The sequence below is a fragment of the Herbidospora sp. RD11066 genome (assembly GCF_054661255.1).
The window spans coordinates 248,271-265,503 of sequence record NZ_BAAGDO010000003.1; the positions used below are offsets into that span (position 1 = coordinate 248,271).

A 17,233-nucleotide genomic window follows, 5' to 3' on the forward strand; every position below is an offset into this window, starting at 1 on the left:
TCACCGCACGTTCTGCCATATCTCAGGCACGTCCCCCTCGAGGCAGGCGGTGTTCCCCCCGATCCACACCGTCCCGCGATCGAGGAACCCGTGGACGGACAGTTCCACAAGACGGCCACGAACCCCTGCCTCCGGTTGGTCGGGATGGTCAGCGCGATCGAAATCGACCAGATATCTCTCTTGCCGCCATCGCGCGATGACGGCCTTGACAGCTGCTCTCGGGTCGGCAGACTTGCCGTAGTAGTTCAGGCTGTAGGCGCTTTCACCCTCACTGCGACATGGCCACGGCCCCTTGGACTGTCTGAGGTCTCCGGCAACACCTTCCGTTGTGACTGTGCGAGTCAGCGCCTTTTCGAGATCAGCCAGCCCCTCGTTGATCAGCGGACCTTCCGTGGCGTCCGTCCCGCAGCCCCCGACGAGGAGAGCGAGCACTGCCATGGAAACCAGCAGCCGCATCACCGCTCCGCCCTCGCCTCGTCATAGGTGATGGGCTCCAAGCCGACGATCACCCTGGCGACATTGCCTGTCGCGGTTCGAGCAGCTTCGTTGCTTCCGAAGTAGCCAGAGTGAGCGTCGAAGTCGACGCCGATAGGCAGAAACTGATCGTCAGTTCCTGACGACATGCGAGTGACCCCTGCGAGGAAGACCGGATCGCTACCGTGCCCCATGACCGTCGTCGGGGGAATCTGGCCAAGGGCGATCGCGATGTCGTCGATCGGAGGAACCATGCTGATGACATCATCGGGATGCCTGACCGCGAACAACCTCGTCCTGGGCGCCTGCAACTCCGCAGCCCATGTGACCCCCCAACCTGGGCTAGCCACAGCGACAAGGTTGTCGGCCTTCAAACCTGCTCGCACTGCGTGGCCCGTCAACGTGCTCCCGTATGAGTGGCCGATGAGAGTCGTCTTGACGTCGTCACCCAGGTTCAGCCCTTCGACGAAGGCACGCAGCTCTGGAGCACCCCTGTCGGCATACGACTTCAGAGTGGCGGCGGCCACATTGGGCGGCAGTTCCGCGCCGATCCACATGATCGTGGCCGACTCACCACCGGAGAAGAAGCCGACGGCTTCGTTGACCGCTTTGAGGTCCTTGACCGACCCCGCCTCATAGTTCGCCAAGTTGCTGCCCGTACCGGGAACCATGATGCCGACCGATCGCGCCGTTGCGAGGTCCCCCTTGACCTCGGCGATCTTTCCTGGACCACGCGGATCGAAGAGCAGAAGTTGCCGGTCTGGGCTTAGGAGCCTCGTGTACCTGTCTGCCGCCGCCTTGTCCCCTACTCGGATGGCCTCAGCATGCGCCTGGCGTACAAGATGGCGGTTCGCCGTGAAGCGGAGTTCGAGCGGAACGCCCGCTCTGGCACCCACCTGCGACGCACGAGCCAGCGCCACGGCCAACGCCTGGCCGGGAGTGAGCCCGGCGAAGAACGCCGCGATGTCGCCCTTGTCGCCCAGCGCATCGAAGGCGGCGAGTTCCTCGTCGAACCCGCCGGCCGCCGCTGTCATCAGCGTGTCGCGGGCGGTGTTGTCGCCGGTCGGGTTCCATCCGATGAGGTCGGCTTGGGCCGCGATGATCGCCCGTTTCCGGATCTCGGCCGCTGAAGCGTGGCACCACTCGACCATGCTCCGCAGGTGGGGCTCATAGTGGGCCAGTTCGGCGGGAGCGGTGATCGGCAGGCCGACGGCCACCGAACCGCCCTGCAGGCGGGTGATCTCTTGAGCCGCCTCCTCCAGACGGGAGGCCAGCAGCCGCATCGAGGTGGCATCCGCAAGACAGAAGGTCACCAGCAGATGGTAAACGAACAGTCACGCACAGCTATCATCGATAACGAGCAACCATAAGACGTGGAACACCAACAGCCTCCGGTCTCGACTTCAGAAGTCCTGGACCGAATGACTCCAGAACCAGGCAATTCGCCATCGCCTTGCGCCGCCTACACAAGTGACGCACACCAGCGCCGAGTTCAATCACCAAGCACGCGAACCCCACCGACCGGCAGGTCGCCGTTGCCGTGTGCCACAGCGCAGGAGACACGACTCCCCGAGTTCAGCGAGGCTCGTTCCGTCAGGCGTTCTCAGAGCACATCGCGCCACTTCTCGGGTACCTCGCCCTCCAGGCAGTGGGTGCTCCCCCATATCCACACCGCCTTGCGGTCGGGGAAGCCCATGATCGTCATCTCGGTCAGCCGTCCCCGGACGGTCGCCTGCGGCGACTGAAGGTCGGTCGTGCGGTCGATCTGCACTGTCAGCCCCTCGCGACGCCACGACGCCAGCACGGTGACCACCGTCTCGGCGGGGTCGTCCGAGGTTCCGTCGATGTCGACGTCGGCGATGTGGCGGGTCTCCGAGTAGCACAGACGTGTCCCCTGCTCCCGCTTCACGTCTGCGGGTAGTCGGGCGGCCTGGAGGGTGCGGGAGAGTGCGGCGTCCAGATCACGGATCGCCTCGGCGATCATCGGTTCTTCCGTGGGCATATTGCATCCCCCCATCGCGAGAAACAGCACGAGCAGCGCCGGGACATGTCGCATCAGCCCACCTGCCCGGCGACCACGCGGGCGATGTTCGTCGTCGCGGTCTGGGAGGTCGCCGAGTTGCCGAAGTAGTCGGAGTGGGCGTGCTTGTCGACTCCGAGCATCGATTCGCCGCCCGAGGGCAGGCGCCGAACACCTTGTAGATAGATGGGATCGTTCCCATGGCCCGCTACCGGGATCGGCGGGATCAGGCCGTCGACGGGTGCCAAGAGCTTGATGACGTCGCCGTCGTGGCGCATCGCCCACAGGTGTGTCTCGGGGGCGTCGAGTTCGGTGGCGTCGTCGACTCCCCAACCGGGGCTGGCCACGGCGACGAGATTGTCCGGATGCAGGCCCGCCCTGACGGCGTGGCCGGTCACCACGCTTCCGTACGAATGGCCGATCAGTGTTGTCCGCACGTCGGGCCCGAGATCGAGGCCCTCCGCGAACTCGCGCAGTTTCGGTGCGGCGCGTTCGGCGTAGCTTGTCAGCATCGCCACACCAAGATTCGGTGGGAGTTCCGAGCCGATCCACATGATCGTCGCCGTCGGTGTCCCGGAGAGACGGGAGACGGCCTTGTGGAATCGCCGGAAGTCGCCTTCCGGGCCGGCATGGTAGTTGGCCAGGGAGTTTCCCGTGCCGGGGACCATGATGGCGACAGACTTGGCCGCGGTGAGGTCTCCCAGGGCTTCGGCGATCAGGCCGGTGCCCCTTGCGTCGAAGTACAACAACTGCCGTTCGGGGTTCAGAAGTTCGGCGTATCTGTCCGCCGCCGCCTGATCTCCCGAGCGGATCGCCTCGGCGCGCGCAAGGCGTACAAGCTGCTGGTTGGCCGCGAAGCGGAGTTCGAGCGGGACGCCCGCGCGGCCGCCCACCTCGGCTGCGCGGGCCAAGGCCACCGCCAGGCCTCGCCCTGGAGCCAGCCCGGCGAAGAACCCCGCCACGTCGCCATCAGCACCCAGTGCGTCGAAGGCGGTGAGTTCGGCGTCGACGCCGCCCGCCGCTGCCGTTTTCAGCGCCTCATGGAACGGGACGTGGTCGATCAGGTCGGCCTGGGCCGCCACCGCCGCCCTCCGGCGCAGGTCGGCGGCTGAGGAGTGGCACCATTCGACCAGGTTGCGCAGGGGCAGCTCGTAGTGGGCCAGTTCGGCGGGGGCGGTGATGGGCAGGCCCACGCTCACCGAGCCGCCCTGCAGGCGGGTGATCTCCCGGGCCGCGTCGTCGAGGCGGGTGGCGAGCAGGCGCATCGACTCGGCGTCGGCTAGACAGAACGTCACCAGCAGATGGTAAACGACTCGTCACGGATGGTTATCTCAAAGAAGGGGGCGGCGTGCGCCGGCCCGTTCGGCCGGAGAAGCGCTCAGGCGGAACATCTCAAGGTCGGCGAACGCCGCGCGCCCTGGCCTACTTCGGCAAGCCCACCAGTTCAGCAGACGTCGACCACAGGCGTTCGGCCAGGTCGGGGTCGCTCATCCGGGTCGGTACCTTCTCCGGGCGGCTGTCGCGGAAATACGACCCGGCCAGCTTCTCGCCATCCTCCGACGTCGCCAGGTGGGCCAAACGTGAGGCCGCCTTCTCTACGGGCTCGTGCATCCCGGGCAAGGTGACGAGTTTCATGAACAAGGTTCCGCCGGCGAATGACGTCTTGATGACCCCGGGATGGAAACACGTCGCTTTGCACCCGCGAGTAGCAAGGCCCACCGTGAATAAAGCGTTCGCTTGTTTGGTTTCGCCATACTGAAGCCAGCCGTTCCAGCGGCGCCGTTCCCGGGAGAGGTCCTCCGGGTCGAGCCTGCCCGACTTCGCGGCGCGGGAACAGGTCGTCACGACACGCCCGACGCGATCCAGAAGAATATTCGTGAGCAGGAACGGCGAGAGGTGGTTGACCTGGATCATGAGTTCGTGACCGTCCGCAGTCGTCCTGCGGTCGGGGACCATGACGCCGGCGTTGTTGGCCAGAACGTCGATGTGGGCGTACTTCCCCCGGATTCGGTCGGCCAGATCCCGGACATCGGACAGGCGAGCGAAGTCGGCGATCTCTACGCTAACTTCGCGATCGGTGACAGACCGGACACGAGAGGCGGTCGACTCCAAGCGATCGCGATCTCTACCAACCAACACAAGTTGGTATCCCTTTTTGGCTAGATCTAGGGCCGCAGCAGCACCAACGCCCGAACTGGCCCCGGTGATCACGCTAATCATCATTTCCTCCACTGCGCTCGAACTGTATCGGTGCTAGTCTCCTGTGCGATCTTCCGGAGGTGCATTTCCCCCCAAATGCGGCGCGAGCCTCCACGCACTGCAGGAGTGGCCATGGGTTCAAGAAACCGGTCGATTCGGTTCAAGATCTTTCTCTTGTTGCTCTTACCTCTCCTGACGTTGAGCGCGTTATGGGGATTCGTCCTCAACCTCACCGTCGGTGACGGTGTGGCACTGTTGCGGACGGGCCAGTTGTACGAGTCCGTCGGCGTCAGCTCCACCGACCTCGGGCTCCGGCTCCAGGCGGAGCGCGCGATGGTGGCCAAGCTGCTGAGTGAGAACCGAACGTCCTCCCCCGAGCTGAACGCGCTACAGGCGCAGACCACGTCGACGGTGAACTCCTTCGTCAAGGTCGCCACGGCCGAAGAGAATCGGTCGATCATGCCCGAGAGCCTCCAGCGGTCCATGGAGGACCTGCTCGGCGCTCTCGACGAGCTGTCGACCATCCGCGACTCGATCTCGGTCGGCAAATTCAACACCTTGCAGTCCATTGTCGCGTACAACACGATCTTGGATGAGCTGTTCAACCTCTACGAGCAGATGGTGCAGCTCCCGGACGTGGCCATGTTCCAGATGGCGAGCGCCCTGGTGACCATGGGTACGGCGCACGAGATGCTGGCGCGTGAAGACGCCCTGGTCAAGAGCTCGCTGGCGCAGAACCAGATGTCCGGTGAGGCGCACAAGGCGTTCGCCGAGTTCGTCGCGCTGCGCAAGTTCTACTACGCCAAGAACCTCCCCGTGCTGCCCGCCGACGTGCGGGCGCCGTACGAGCGGGTGCTCAACTCCGACCTGTACAAGCGGTTCCTCGAGATCGAGGACCTGGTCCTGTCGCAGCAGCGGCTGGGCGGTGCGCTGCCGCCCGACGTGATGCGCTGGCAGCCCACCACCGACAGCCTGGTCGGCGAGCTCGACCGGGCGCGGGTGCCCGCCACCGACGCGCTGAACGCCTACTCGGCCGACCTGGCCACCGGCATTCTCGGCCGGATCGCCATCGCGGGTGGTGTGGGTCTGATCGCCGTCGTGGCGACGATCGTCTTCTCGGTCCGGTTCGGCCGCCGTCTGGTCGCCGACCTCGCCGGTCTGCGCAACGCCGCGACCGAGCTGGCCGACGAGCGGCTGCCCAGCGTCGTCGACCGCCTCAAGAAGGGCGAGGACGTCGACGTCGAGCACGAGGCGCCGCCGCTCGAAGCCGGTGGGTCCGTGGAAGTCGAGGACGTCGGTCACGCCTTCAGTTCCGTCCAGCGGACCGCCATCGAGGCGGCCGTCGGGCAGGCGGCCCTGCGGCGCGGTGTCGGCCACGTGTTCCTCAACCTGGCCCGCCGCAACCAGAGCCTGCTGCACCGCCAGCTCACGCTCCTGGACGCGATGCAGCGCCGGTCGAAGGACCCGGAGTCGCTGGAGGACCTGTTCCGCCTCGACCACCTCACGACCCGCATGCGCCGTCACGCCGAAGGCCTCATCATCCTCTCGGGCGCGGCCCCCGGCCGGTCGTGGCGCAAGCCCGTTCCTGTCGTGGACGTCATGCGCGCCGCCGTCGCCGAGGTCGAGGACTTCACCCGGGTGTCGGTGCTGCCGATGCCGGGCGCCTCGCTGGTCGGCGCGGCCGTGGCCGACGTCGTCCACCTGCTGGCCGAGCTGATCGAGAACGCCACGATCTTCTCGCCGCCGCAGACCAAGGTGCAGGTGCGCGCCGAACTGGTCGCCAACGGCCTGGTGCTGGAGGTCGAGGACCGCGGTCTCGGGCTGGCGCCCGAGGAGTACGCCGAGATCAACGCCAAGCTCGCCGCGCCCCCCGAGTTCGACCTGGCCGACTCCGACCGCCTCGGCCTGTTCGTGGTCGGTCAGCTCGCGGCCCGTTACGGCATCGGCGTGGTGCTGCGGTCGTCCCCGTACGGCGGCACGACCGCCATCCTGCTCATGCCCCGGGCCCTGGTCTCCGACGGGACGCAGCCGCAGGGAGGCCCGGTGTCATCCTCCGTGTCATCGAGGAACGGCTCCCGTGCCGTGGCGTCCTCGGCCGAGGACGACGAGCAGTCGGACATGGGGCACGAGCCCAGGCACAAGAAGCAGGAATCCGAAGAGGAGCCGGTCTTCCAGGTGGAAGACGAGCCCTCGGTGGACGAACCCGAGCCCTCGCCCTACTTCACCCCGGTCGAGCGGCGCGTCGAGGCGGTCCCGGCCGTCGAGCTGGTGCCCCCGATCGAGGCCGAGGACACGCCGGTCCGCTCCGCGCGCGGCCTGCCCACCCGGACCCGTACGACGGGCTCCACGGGTAACGGCGGCGGCAACGGCAACTCCGGCTCCGCCCGGCCCACTCTGCCGAACAACATGCCGACCTCGGTCGCCAGCGGCACCCACAACGGTCTGCCCCGACGAGTGAGGCAGGCCAACATGGCGCCGCAGCTCATCGAGGCTCCTCTGCCCGCGCCGGTCTCCGAAGCGACGGAAGAACGGTCACCGGAACAGGCGCGTGCGATGTTCTCCGCGTTCCAACAGGGCGCGCGCAGGGGACGTGAGGATGCAGACTACGCAGATAACGCGAACGGCGAGAAGGGTGAGGAATGACCGGGAAAGTCACGGCGTCCGGCGAACTGAACTGGTTGCTCGACGACCTCATCAGCCGGGTGGGGGCCGTCCGTCAGGCGGTGATCCTCTCCACCGACGGTCTGGTCGTGGGGGCTTCCCAGGGACTCTCACGTGAGGACTCCGAACACCTGTCCGCGGTGGCCGCCGGGTTCCAGAGCCTGGCCAGGGGCGCCGGACGCCACTTCGGTGGCGGCGAGGTCCGCCAGACCATCGTCGAGATGGAGGCCGCGTTCCTGTTCGTGACGGCGGCCGGCCAGGGCACCTGCCTGGCCGTGCTGGCCGCCTCGGACGCCGACGTCGGCCACATCGCGTACGAGATGGCGATGCTGGTGAAGAGGGTGGGTCAACATATCTCGACCAACCCCCGGCGGACGACACCGTGACGCGCAAGGAGTGGCTGGACGACGACGCCGGGCCCGTCGTCCGTCCCTTCGCGCTCATCGGTGGCCGGGCCCGATCCTCAGGCGACGACCTCGACCTGATCGCGCTGATCACGACGACCGGCGCGAGCCCGAGGGACCGGGCCGACATCTCCCCGGAACAGGTTCACATCCTGCAGCTGGCGGCCGACACGTCATCGGTCGCCGACATCGCCTCCGATCTGAACCTCGCCCTCGGGGTGGTGCGGGTGCTCATCGGCGATCTGCAGGACCAGGGGCTGGTGCGGGTGCGCCCACCGGCTCAGGTTGCGCCGCTGCCAAGCGCGCGCATTCTCAAGGAAGTGATCAATGGCCTTCGCGCCCTCTGACGAGCCGGTCGCTCTCAAGATCCTCGTCGCCGGCGGCTTCGGCGTCGGCAAGACCACGCTGGTCGGGGCGATCAGCGAGATCCGCCCGCTGCGGACGGAAGAAGTGCTCTCCGACCGCGGTGTCGGCGTGGACGATCTCGATGGCGTCGAGACCAAGACGACCACCACGGTCGCGATGGACTTCGGCCGGATCACGATCCGCGAAGGGCTCGTCGTCTACCTGTTCGGCACGCCCGGCCAGGAACGTTTCTGGTTCATGTGGGACGAGCTGTCCTACGGTGCGCTGGGCGCGGTCGTGCTGGCCGACACCCGCAGGCTGACCGACTGCTTCCCCTCGATCGACTACTTCGAGCAGCGGGGCACGCCGTTCATCGTCGCGGTCAACTGCTTCGACGGCGCCGAGCGCTACGAGCCCGACGACGTGCGCATCGCCCTCGACCTCGACCCCGACCTGCCGGTCCTGCTCTGCGACGTGCGTCGCCGGGCCTCGGCCAAGGTCGTCCTGGTCACGCTCGTCGAGCACGCCCTGAAGACCCTGACCGCGACCCAGCGCTAAAGAGCCCGAAGGCCGTTGATGACCTCGCGGAGGATGTTCTCCGCGGGGGGCTTGGCCGTGTTGGCCGGGCGTACCAGGATCAGGCCGTGGTCGAGCAGGTCGCCCAGCAGGACCCGCACCACACCGAGCGGAAGGTCGGCGTCCGACGCGACGTCGGCCACCTGCCGCGACCGGGGGATGAGCGACAGCAGCCGCTGGTGTTCGCGGCCCAGATCGGCGCCCTGCTGGATCCTGGCGCCCGTGGCCGCGACCACCGACATGAGGTCCAGGGGCGCGTCGGTCGTGGCCCGCCCCCTCGTGAGCGCGTAGGACCGGACGACCGGCCCGTCGTCGACCCACTCCTCGGACGACGCGCTCATGCGCGTACCCCTTCCAGCACCTGTTCCGGCGCGAGGGCCGACGACGGGATGAGGACGATGGCGGTGGTCCCGCCGAACGGCGACTGCCGCAGTTCCACGCGAACTCCCAGTCGGGTGGCCAGCCTGCCGACGACGACCAGGCCGAGCCGGTCGGTGTCGGCCAGGTCGAACTCCGGGGGGCTGGCCAGCCGTGAGTTGATCTTGTCAAGGTCGGTTGGGGAGAGCCCGAGCCCCCGGTCCTCGATCTCGACCGCGAAGCCCTTGGCGACCCCCTCGCCCCGGACCGACACCTCGGTCTGCGGCGGCGAGTAGGTCGTGGCGTTCTCGATGAGCTCGGCGAACAGGTGGATCAGGTCGGCGACGGCGGCGCCCTTGACCGCCGTCTCGGGCATCGGGTAGACGCGGACCCTCGTGTAGTCCTCCACCTCGGCCACCGCGCCCTGGACCATCTCGGCGACGGCCACGGCCTGCCGGTAGGTCCGGCCCGGCGTGCCGCCCGACAGCACGATCAGGCCCTCGGCGTGGCGCCGCATGCGGGTGGTGAGGTGGTCGAGCCGGAAGAGCTCTTCCAAAGAGCCCGGGTCCTCTGTACGCCTCTGCATCCCGTCGAGCAGTTTGAGCTGCCGCTGGAGCAGCCCCTGACTCCGCCGGGCGAGGTTGCGCAGCGCCTGTCCGACGCTCTCGCGCAGCCGGGCCTGGTCGACGGCGGCGTCCACGGCGGTGTGCTGGACGGCGCTGAAGGCGTGCGCCACGTCGGCGACCTCGCCCGTGGTGCCCGGGGGTTCCAGCTCGGGCGCCTCGGCGGCCACGTCGACCTTCTCGCCGCGCCGCAGGCGCTCCACCACCCGGGGCAGCCTGACCTCGGCGAGCTGTTGTGCCGCGGCGCGCAGGCCGGCGAGTTCCCGGGTGAGGCCGCGCCCAAGACGTACAGAGACGAAAAGGGACAGAACGACGGCGAGCAGCCCGAGCACCCCGGCGAGGCCGGTGCGGACGAACGTGCTCATCGCCACCGGCTCGGCCCGCACCGACAGACGCTGCTCGCTCGACACGATGGCCTCGCGGAAGGTCTTCTCGGTGGCGTCGACGGCCTTGCGCCACGCGGCGTGGTTCACCGGGGCGGCGCTGACGATGCGGGTCTCCAGCCGGATGTACGACCGGTAGGCGTCGGAGACCAGGAGATCCTCGAAGGGTTTGCGGAGCTCGGGGTCGAGCTCCTTCATGCCCTGTCCGAACAGGAAGTCGCGGGTGCCGGAGTAGCGGATGAAGGCCCGGCTCTCCTCGGCCGTGAACGGCCGCTCGTTGATGAGCACGCCGGCGCCCAGGGAGCTCTCGCGGGCCAGGAAGTCCTTGGCGAACGACAGCAGGCCGAGGCTGCGCTTCTGCTGGTAGAGCGGCACGTCGTTGCCGGGTGTGATGGTGTTGTCGAGCGCCTGCATCGCGGTCGGCAGCACGCCGAACCGCTCGCCGAGGCCGGTCAGGCCCACCGCGCGGGTGTCGATGTCGTTGCGCAGGTCGTCGAGTTCGTCGACGGCCGCCATGACGTCGCTGTAGCGACCCTTCATGGCCGGGGTCAGCGCGTTCTGGACGTCGGGGACGCGGGACAGCCCGCGCAGGTTCTTGCGGGCGTCGTCGGTGACCAAACGCTGTTCGACGAGGCTCTCGAAGGCCTCCCGGGTGCCGGTGGCGACGAACTCGGCCGACAGCAGGTGCTCCCGCTGAAGGCCGAGGACGAGGGTGTCTCCGGGGCGGCCGACGCCGTCGTAGAGGCGTTCGACTTTGAGGAGATCGAGTGAGTCACCGGTGGTGATCGCGGCCGCGAACGCCCACAGGCCCACGAGTGAGACCAGCGGAATGATCAACAGCGTGGAAATCTTGAACCGGATGGATCTGCTCGAAGCCATGGCACCTCATCGGCCGTATGTAGCCGATGAGGTTAGCAGTTTGCCCCGGTTTGTTTTGTTCGTGAATTTGTGTTGTCTGATCACGCCGCGTGAGCATGTGGACTTACGGCCTCGGACGTGGCGTTTTGCACCGGCCCGTGAAGCGGCTGACGGACCACTCCCCGAACTGTAGGGATCGCGGTCATGAGCCGCACTCGCACCAGCTGCCACGCCAGCACCACGACCAGCGCGAACTCGACGAGCAGCAGACCACGCTCCACCGCGCCGATCATCACACCCCGGCCGGGCAGCGCCACGTAGGTGACGGCGGCCAGGCCGAGACCGGCGAGCAGGGTGAGCCATTCGAGCGTCCGGGCGGCCGGGCGCCACTCTTCGTGGTCGCCGAACCGGCCCGCGAGCTGCGCGGTGGCGGCGGGCAGCGCCAGGAACGCCACCGCCAGGAGATAGTCCTGCACGCGCGCCCACGGAAGCACCGCGATCGCGAGCAGGGTGAGGGACCACAGGAGGAGCAGCCGCTCCGGCCAGCCGTCGATCGGCGCCGAGGCGGCCTTGAGGCCGGCGAGCAGCACCAGCGAGGCCAGGCCCAGCATGGCGAAGGTGAACTCGGTCAGCACGCCGCGCTCTTGGGCGGCGTACTCGCTGATCGACAGCGCGACCGGGTCGAGGTGAGGGGTGGGATCAAGCTGACCGGCCACAACGGCGGCCATCGCGAGCACCAGACCGGCGACCGCGAGAGCGGGAAAGAGCCTCTTGACCATACTTCGAGAGTGCCTCTTTGACCGCCGGATATGCATCCGGTTAAGACCCTATTCGCCCCTGATGGATACCCCCTAGGGGAGATCAGGGTCGCCGCAGGTCCGGGGGTGGGGTTTCCCCCACCCCCGGCGGGTCACTTCGCGGCTTCCTTGTAGCGCTCGCGCAGGCCGGGGATGGGGTCACCCTCGTAGACGGTGACCTCTCCGGCGGCCCACTCGGGTGCCTCCTCGGTGCCCGAGAGCAGCCAGGCGGCCTGGCGGGCGGCGCCGTCGGCGACGTACTCCCCGGGCGGGGGCACGTGCACCGGCACGCCGAACACGCTGGGGGCGATGGTGCGCACGGCCTCCGAGCGCGCGCCGCCGCCGATCAGCAGCACCCGGTTGGGTGCCAGGCCGAGCGCGTCGAGCGCGTCCGCGAGGCCGCACAGCATGCCCTCGACGGCCGCGCGGGCGAAGTGCCCCGGCGTCGCGTTGGCCAGCCGCAGCCCGTGGAACGAGCCGGTCGCGTCGGGCCGGTTCGGGGTGCGCTCCCCTTCCAGGTACGGCACGAGCGTCAGGCCGTCGGCACCGGGAGGCGCCCCCAGGGCCAGATCGCTGAGCTCGGCCGGACCCGCGCCGACCACCCTGCCGACCGCGTCGAGCGTGCGGGCGGCGTTCATCGTGGCGACCAGCGGCAGGAACCGCCCGGTGGCGTCGGCGAACCCGGCGACACCTCCGGACGCGTCCGCCGACGGGTGCTCGGCGACGGCGAAGGCCGTGCCGGACGTCCCGATGGAGACGATGACGTCACCCGGACGGGCGCCGACACCGAGGGCGGCGGCCATGTTGTCGCCGGTGCCCGGCGCCAGCAGGGCCTGGTTGTGCGTCCCGGCCTGCTCGCGCGGGCCGAGGACGGTGGCGACCTGCGGAACGTGGCCGAGGGCCAGCTTCAGCAGGTCGAGGCGGTAGGCGCCGGTGGCCGGAGACCAGTAGCCGGTGCCGGAGGCCTCCCCGCGGTCGGTGGTGACGGTCGCGGGGGTGCCGGCGAGCTTCCAGGTCAGCCAGTCGTGCGGGAGGCAGACCGACGCGGTGCGCGCGGCGTTCTCCGGCTCGTGCTGGGCCAGCCAGCGCAGCTTGGTGACGGTGAACGACGCGACGGGCACGCTGCCCACCGCCTCCGCCCACTTCTCCGGGCCGCCCAGCTCCGCGATCAGGTCGCGGGCCGCCTGGGCGGATCGGGTGTCGTTCCACAGCAGCGCCGGGCGCACGACCTCGCCCGCCTCGTCGAGGCAGACCATGCCGTGCTGCTGACCGCCGACCGACACCGCGGCGACGTCGTCGAGGCCGCCCGCCTGGGCGATGGCCTCCTGGAGCGCCGTCCACCAGTGGCTCGGGTGGACCTCGGTGCCCTCGGGGTGCTTGGCCCGGCCTTCCCGGACCAGCGCGCCGGTCTCGGCGTCGCGCACCACGACCTTGCAACTCTGGGTCGACGAGTCGACCCCCGCGACGAGCGTCATTACCGCACGCCGAACAGGTGCTCGAGGGCGAGCTGCGACAGCTTGGTGAAGTGGTAGCCGCGCTCGGCCACGCCGTCGAGGTCGAACTCGTCGTTCAGCAGGTCCTGGAGGGTTTCGCCCTCGGCCAGGGTACGGGCGCCCAGCTCGTCGACCTTGCTGGCGGCCAGCGCGGCCTGGACCTCGGGGTCGGCCCGGTAGGCCTTGGCCTTCTCCTTGAGGATCAGGTAGGTGCGCATGTTCGCCGCGAGCGACTCCCAGGCGTCTTCCTTGTCGTCGGTGCGGACCGGCTTGTAGTCGAAGTGGCGGGGGCCCTCGTAGCCGCCGTGCTCCAGCAGGTCGACCAGGAAGAAGGCGTTCTGGACGTCGCCGTGCCCGAAGATGAGGTCCTGGTCGTACTTGATGCCACGCTGGCCGTTGAGGTCGAGGTGGAACAGCTTGCCGTGCCACATCGCCTGGGAGATCGCGTGGTAGTAGTTCAGGCCCGCCATCTGCTCGTGACCGGTCTCGGGGTTGAGGCCGACCATCTCGGGGTGCTCGAGCTCGTTGATGAACGCCAGCGCGTGACCCACGGTCGGGAGCAGGATGTCGCCCCGGGGCTCGTTCGGCTTGGGCTCGATCGCGAAGCGGATGTCGTAGCCCTTGTCGATGACGTACTGGCTCAGGATGTCCATGGCCTCCTTGTAACGGGAGAGCGCGGCGCGGATGTCCTTCGCGGCGTCCGACTCGGCGCCCTCGCGGCCGCCCCAGCAGACGTAGGTCTTGGCGCCCAGCTCGGCCGCCAGGTCGAGGTTCTTGATGACCTTGCGGATGGCGTAGCGGCGGACCTCGCGGTTGTTGCTGGTGAAGCCGCCGTCCTTGAACACCGGGTGGGTGAACAGGTTGGTGGTGGCCATCGGGACCTTGAGGCCGGTGTCGGCCAGGGCCTTCTTGAAGTTCTCGATCGCCTTGTCGCGGTCGGGCTCCACGGCGAGCAGGTCGTCGTCGTGGAAGGTCACGCCATATGCACCGAGCTCGGCCAGCTTGTGCACGGTCTCGACCGGGTCGAGCGGAGCCCGGGTGGCGTCGCCGAACTGGTCGCGCGCCTGCCAGCCGACAGTCCACAGCCCGAATGTGAACTTGTCCTCGGGAGTGGGGGTGTACATGGGGCGCCTCCGAATTAGTCTACGTTGTGGACTAAATATGGAACGGGGACTCGTGCCGGTCAAGTAGGCGTGTCTAGGATTTCGTCCAGATTTCTGGACCGACTGTCAGGAGGTGCGAATGGCGCAGGCCGTACGGCACGACGCGATGCGGGCGCGCAACCTCGCGCTCGTCCTGCGAGAGGTCCGATCGCACGGATCGCTCACGCGGGCGTCGCTGGCCGAGGTGACCGGTCTGACCAAGACCACCGTATCCAAGCTGGTGGCGGACCTGCTCGACGCCGGGCTGGTGGTGGAGACCGGCGCCATAAGGGCCGGCGAACGCGGCCGTCCGGGGGTCGAGGTCCGGGTCAGCGGAGACCGGGTGGCGGCCATCGGCCTGGAGATCAACGTCGACTATCTGTCGGTGAGGGTGGTCGACCTCACCCGCCGCGTCAGGCTGCGCCTCACCCAGGCGGTCGACAACCGCTTGTCAAAGCCGATGGACGTCATCGGCGACCTCCGGCGCCTGGCCCTGTCGGCCCTCGCCCAGGCCGAAGGGACCGGCCTGCTGGTCGTCGGCGCCGGTCTGGCCGTGCCCGGCCCGGTCGACGTCGAGTCGGGCGAGATCCACAACGCCCCCAACCTCGGCTGGCGGAACGTGCCCGTCGGAACGGCGCTGGATCTGGGCGTGCCGCTGCGCGTGGAGAACGAGGCGAACCTGGCCGCCCTCGGCGAGCTGTGGTTCGGCGCCGGACGCGCCGACTTCCTCTACGTCTCGGGCGAGATCGGCATCGGCGCCGGGCTCGTCGTGAACGGCGCCCTGTTCCGCGGTTCGCGTGGCTTCGCGGGCGAGCTCGGCCACGTGGTCGTCACCCCGGAGGGCCCCGAATGCCGCTGCGGCGCCCGGGGATGCCTGGAGCAGTATGCGGGCCAGGACGCCTTCCTCGACGCGGTCTCCGACCGGAGCCCCTTCGCCCACGGGATCGACGCGATCGTCGCCCACCTCGAACACGGCGACCCCACCACGAAGGCGGCCTGCGAGAAGGCGGGCTGGGCGCTCGGCGTGGCGCTGTCGTCGGCGATCAACCTGGTCGACCCGCACACGATCGTGCTCGGCGGGATCTACGCGCCGCTGTTCCCGTGGATCGGCGGGGTCGTCGCCGAGACGATCGGCGGACGCCTGGCCCAGATGCGCGCCACCGCCCCGCCGGTCGAGGTCTCCCGGCTGGGCTCGGAGGCGGCGGCGCTCGGCGCGGCGGGTCAGGTGCTGGAAACCGTCGTCACCGACCCGGCCGCGCTGTCGGAACGCCTCACCGACCGCAGGGACCCGCGCCGGCCGGACGACTCACCGGCCTGAGACGATCGGGCGGCTCACAGACCCGACGGATCGCGGCCCACGCTGATCTGCTCGGCGATGCGACGCACCTCGTCGCCGGACAGTCTCGGCGATGGCGGCAGCGCTGCCTGCAAGGCCGCGAACACGTCTTCGAGCGCGCCACCGGCATGGTGCAGCGCGACCTCGTGGACGGCCTGGAACAGCATGTGATTCTCCGCGCGCTCCCGCGCCACGCGGTCGACGATCATCCTTCACGTCCCCCTTCGAGATGGCCGCCGACCACCTTAGGACCTGGCACCGACAGTTTCGCGGGAACAAGCCGAGATCCCCGGTTGCTGCTGGAGTCATGCCGGTTCAGCGACTCAACCACGCCGTGCTGTACGTCCGCGACGTCGCACGCAGCGTCGACTTCTACGAGAAGGCCCTCGGCTTCCGAGTGGTCATGGGGTTCCCCGGTGCCGCCTTCCTCCAGGCCGAGGGCTCGTCGAACGACCACGACCTGGGCCTGTTCGAGGTCGGGGCCGACGCGGGGCCCACGACGGCCGGGCGTGGCGCGGTCGGGCTCTACCACCTGGCGTGGGAGGTCGACACGCTGGCCGAACTGGAGCGCATCCAGATCAGGCTGAGCGAACTCGGCGCGCTGGCCGGGGCCTCCGACCACTCGACGACCAAGGCCCTCTACGCCAAGGACCCCGACGGCCTGGAGTTCGAGGTGTCGTGGCTGGTCCCCGCCGACCTGATCACCGCCGAGATCGCCACGGGGAAGGCGTCGATCAAGCCGCTGAACCTGGCCAAGGACATCGAACGCTTCGGCGCCACGACACCGGGCGGGATCGGCGTATCACGTTAGCTTTTCGAGCTGGTTGCGGCTGAGCCGGATCGCCCCGGCGGCGACGTTCTCCTCCAGGTGCGCGATCTTGGACGTACCGGGGATGGGGAGCATGACCGGGGAGCGGGCCAGCAGCCAGGCGAGGCTCGTCTGGGCCGGGGTCGCGCCGATGTCGGCCGCGACCTCGGCGACCGCGGGGTCGGTGACCCCCCGCAGCACCGGACGCCAGGGCAGGAAGGCGATTCCGGCCTTCTCGCAGGCGTCCAGGACCGGTTCGTGCTCGCGGTCGAGCAGGTTGTAGCGGTTCTGGACGCTCGCCACCTCGACGATCCCGCGCGCCTCGGCGAGCTGGTCGACGGTGACCTCGGAGAGCCCGATGTGGCCGATCTTGCCCTGGTGTTTCAGTTCGGCGAGCGTGCCGACCTGGTCGGCGAGGGGCACGTCGGGGTCGATCCGGTGGAGCTGGAGCAGGTCGAGCCTGTCCATGCGCAGGCGCTTCAGGGCGGCGTCCACCTGGGTGCGCAGGACCTCCGGTCGTCCGTCCAACTGACCGGGCTGAGCCACGCCGACCTTGGTGGTCACGAGCAGTTCTTCTCTGTACGGCCACAACGTGCCGGCCAGCAGTTCCTCGTTGGCGCCCCAGCCGTAGAGGTACGCGGTGTCGATCAGCGTGACGCCGAGGTCGACCGCGCGTCTGACCACGTCGCCGTCGCCGGGTGACAGGTGCATGGCGCCGAAGCCGAGGCGGCGGACGCGCAGTTCCCCGCCGATCAGG

At 68.8% G+C, this 17,233-nt stretch carries 18 protein-coding genes; 6 read left to right on the forward strand and 12 right to left on the reverse strand.

Features of this window, described 5'->3' with window-relative positions; genetic code table 11:
* The 5 genes from ACYQ78_RS12640 to ACYQ78_RS12660 form a co-directional block, all read right to left on the reverse strand.
* Complete coding sequence (locus ACYQ78_RS12640) at positions 1–456, reverse strand: hypothetical protein (protein WP_459800984.1); 456 nt, start codon at positions 454–456, stop codon at positions 1–3.
* Positions 456–1,787 carry an alpha/beta hydrolase gene (locus ACYQ78_RS12645; RefSeq protein WP_459800985.1) on the reverse strand — a complete coding sequence of 444 codons (1,332 nt, stop codon included), beginning with the start codon at positions 1,785–1,787 and terminating at the stop codon, positions 456–458. The genes ACYQ78_RS12640 and ACYQ78_RS12645 overlap by 1 nt, the downstream gene beginning before the upstream one ends.
* A 290-nt stretch (positions 1,788–2,077) precedes the next feature.
* A complete protein-coding gene (locus tag ACYQ78_RS12650) occupies positions 2,078–2,476 on the reverse strand; it encodes a hypothetical protein (protein WP_459800986.1) in 399 nt (132 codons plus the stop codon).
* Positions 2,477–2,529: 53 nt separating this feature from the next.
* On the reverse strand, positions 2,530–3,789 hold the full coding sequence (locus ACYQ78_RS12655) for an alpha/beta hydrolase (protein ID WP_459800987.1): 1,260 nt from the start codon (positions 3,787–3,789) through the stop codon (positions 2,530–2,532).
* 127 nt (positions 3,790–3,916) lie between these two features.
* Positions 3,917–4,714, reverse strand: coding sequence for an SDR family NAD(P)-dependent oxidoreductase (locus ACYQ78_RS12660; RefSeq protein ID WP_459800988.1), 798 nt, complete (start codon positions 4,712–4,714; stop codon positions 3,917–3,919).
* 225 nt (positions 4,715–4,939) lie between these two features.
* Here ACYQ78_RS12660 and ACYQ78_RS12665 point away from each other — a divergent pair, with 225 nt between their 5' ends.
* From ACYQ78_RS12665 to ACYQ78_RS12680, 4 genes are read left to right on the forward strand one after another with little or no spacing between them, the layout of a single operon-like run.
* The gene (locus ACYQ78_RS12665) at positions 4,940–7,336 is read left to right on the forward strand and encodes a sensor histidine kinase (protein ID WP_459800989.1); all 2,397 of its coding nucleotides are present in this window, start codon (positions 4,940–4,942) and stop codon (positions 7,334–7,336) included.
* Positions 7,333–7,740, forward strand: a complete 408-nt coding sequence (locus ACYQ78_RS12670; protein ID WP_061296723.1) for a roadblock/LC7 domain-containing protein — start codon at positions 7,333–7,335, stop codon at positions 7,738–7,740. Before ACYQ78_RS12665 ends, ACYQ78_RS12670 begins: the two co-directional genes overlap by 4 nt.
* Positions 7,737–8,105: a DUF742 domain-containing protein gene (locus ACYQ78_RS12675; RefSeq protein ID WP_459800990.1), complete on the forward strand. Its 369-nt coding sequence runs from the start codon at positions 7,737–7,739 to the stop codon at positions 8,103–8,105. The genes ACYQ78_RS12670 and ACYQ78_RS12675 overlap by 4 nt, the downstream gene beginning before the upstream one ends.
* Positions 8,086–8,661 carry a GTP-binding protein gene (locus tag ACYQ78_RS12680; protein ID WP_066360591.1) on the forward strand — a complete coding sequence of 192 codons (576 nt, stop codon included), beginning with the start codon at positions 8,086–8,088 and terminating at the stop codon, positions 8,659–8,661. Before ACYQ78_RS12675 ends, ACYQ78_RS12680 begins: the two co-directional genes overlap by 20 nt.
* On the opposite strand, the gene ACYQ78_RS12685 is transcribed toward ACYQ78_RS12680, so the two are convergent.
* The 5 genes from ACYQ78_RS12685 to xylA all read right to left on the reverse strand — a co-directional run bounded on the left by ACYQ78_RS12685 (position 8,658) and on the right by xylA (position 14,314).
* Positions 8,658–9,020: a DUF742 domain-containing protein gene (locus ACYQ78_RS12685; protein WP_459800991.1), complete on the reverse strand. Its 363-nt coding sequence runs from the start codon at positions 9,018–9,020 to the stop codon at positions 8,658–8,660. The genes ACYQ78_RS12680 and ACYQ78_RS12685 overlap by 4 nt on opposite strands.
* Positions 9,017–10,921 carry a sensor histidine kinase gene (locus ACYQ78_RS12690; protein ID WP_459800992.1) on the reverse strand — a complete coding sequence of 635 codons (1,905 nt, stop codon included), beginning with the start codon at positions 10,919–10,921 and terminating at the stop codon, positions 9,017–9,019. The genes ACYQ78_RS12685 and ACYQ78_RS12690 overlap by 4 nt, the downstream gene beginning before the upstream one ends.
* 80 nt (positions 10,922–11,001) lie before the next feature.
* Entirely contained in the window at positions 11,002–11,679 is a 678-nt protein-coding gene (locus ACYQ78_RS12695) for a DUF998 domain-containing protein (RefSeq protein WP_459800993.1), read from the reverse strand.
* Positions 11,680–11,810: 131 nt separating this feature from the next.
* Entirely contained in the window at positions 11,811–13,172 is a 1,362-nt protein-coding gene (gene xylB / locus ACYQ78_RS12700; protein ID WP_459800994.1) for a xylulokinase, read from the reverse strand.
* Complete coding sequence (gene xylA, locus ACYQ78_RS12705) at positions 13,172–14,314, reverse strand: xylose isomerase (RefSeq protein WP_459800995.1); 1,143 nt, start codon at positions 14,312–14,314, stop codon at positions 13,172–13,174. The genes xylB and xylA overlap by 1 nt, the downstream gene beginning before the upstream one ends.
* Before the next feature lie 118 nt (positions 14,315–14,432).
* Here xylA and ACYQ78_RS12710 point away from each other — a divergent pair, with 118 nt between their 5' ends.
* Positions 14,433–15,650, forward strand: a complete 1,218-nt coding sequence (locus ACYQ78_RS12710) for an ROK family protein (RefSeq protein ID WP_459800996.1) — start codon at positions 14,433–14,435, stop codon at positions 15,648–15,650.
* Between the two features lie 14 nt (positions 15,651–15,664).
* On the opposite strand, the gene ACYQ78_RS12715 is transcribed toward ACYQ78_RS12710, so the two are convergent.
* The gene (locus ACYQ78_RS12715) at positions 15,665–15,877 is read right to left on the reverse strand and encodes a hypothetical protein (protein WP_459800997.1); all 213 of its coding nucleotides are present in this window, start codon (positions 15,875–15,877) and stop codon (positions 15,665–15,667) included.
* 98 nt (positions 15,878–15,975) lie between these two features.
* Between ACYQ78_RS12715 and ACYQ78_RS12720 the strand changes: the two genes are divergently transcribed.
* The gene (locus tag ACYQ78_RS12720) at positions 15,976–16,479 is read left to right on the forward strand and encodes a VOC family protein (RefSeq protein WP_459800998.1); all 504 of its coding nucleotides are present in this window, start codon (positions 15,976–15,978) and stop codon (positions 16,477–16,479) included.
* Here ACYQ78_RS12720 and ACYQ78_RS12725 read toward each other — a convergent pair.
* Positions 16,471–17,232 carry an aldo/keto reductase gene (locus ACYQ78_RS12725; RefSeq protein WP_459801768.1) on the reverse strand — a complete coding sequence of 254 codons (762 nt, stop codon included), beginning with the start codon at positions 17,230–17,232 and terminating at the stop codon, positions 16,471–16,473. The genes ACYQ78_RS12720 and ACYQ78_RS12725 overlap by 9 nt on opposite strands.
* Position 17,233 lies beyond the last annotated feature (1 nt).

Excerpts from the sequence above, each read along its gene's own strand:
- ACYQ78_RS12640 (WP_459800984.1), bottom strand. The coding sequence starts at position 456 with ATGCGGCTGCTGGTTTCCATGGCAGTGCTCGCTCTCCTCGTCGGGGGC.
- ACYQ78_RS12650 (WP_459800986.1), bottom strand. The coding sequence starts at position 2,476 with ATGCCCACGGAAGAACCGATGATCGCCGAGGCGATCCGTGATCTGGAC.
- ACYQ78_RS12660 (WP_459800988.1), bottom strand. The coding sequence starts at position 4,714 with ATGATTAGCGTGATCACCGGGGCCAGTTCGGGCGTTGGTGCTGCTGCG.
- ACYQ78_RS12670 (WP_061296723.1), top strand. The coding sequence starts at position 7,333 with ATGACCGGGAAAGTCACGGCGTCCGGCGAACTGAACTGGTTGCTCGAC.
- ACYQ78_RS12680 (WP_066360591.1), top strand. The coding sequence starts at position 8,086 with ATGGCCTTCGCGCCCTCTGACGAGCCGGTCGCTCTCAAGATCCTCGTC.
- ACYQ78_RS12685 (WP_459800991.1), bottom strand. The coding sequence starts at position 9,020 with ATGAGCGCGTCGTCCGAGGAGTGGGTCGACGACGGGCCGGTCGTCCGG.
- ACYQ78_RS12690 (WP_459800992.1), bottom strand. The coding sequence starts at position 10,921 with ATGGCTTCGAGCAGATCCATCCGGTTCAAGATTTCCACGCTGTTGATC.
- ACYQ78_RS12695 (WP_459800993.1), bottom strand. The coding sequence starts at position 11,679 with ATGGTCAAGAGGCTCTTTCCCGCTCTCGCGGTCGCCGGTCTGGTGCTC.
- xylB (WP_459800994.1), bottom strand. The coding sequence starts at position 13,172 with ATGACGCTCGTCGCGGGGGTCGACTCGTCGACCCAGAGTTGCAAGGTC.
- xylA (WP_459800995.1), bottom strand. The coding sequence starts at position 14,314 with ATGTACACCCCCACTCCCGAGGACAAGTTCACATTCGGGCTGTGGACT.
- ACYQ78_RS12710 (WP_459800996.1), top strand. The coding sequence starts at position 14,433 with ATGGCGCAGGCCGTACGGCACGACGCGATGCGGGCGCGCAACCTCGCG.
- ACYQ78_RS12715 (WP_459800997.1), bottom strand. The coding sequence starts at position 15,877 with ATGATCGTCGACCGCGTGGCGCGGGAGCGCGCGGAGAATCACATGCTG.
- ACYQ78_RS12720 (WP_459800998.1), top strand. The coding sequence starts at position 15,976 with ATGCCGGTTCAGCGACTCAACCACGCCGTGCTGTACGTCCGCGACGTC.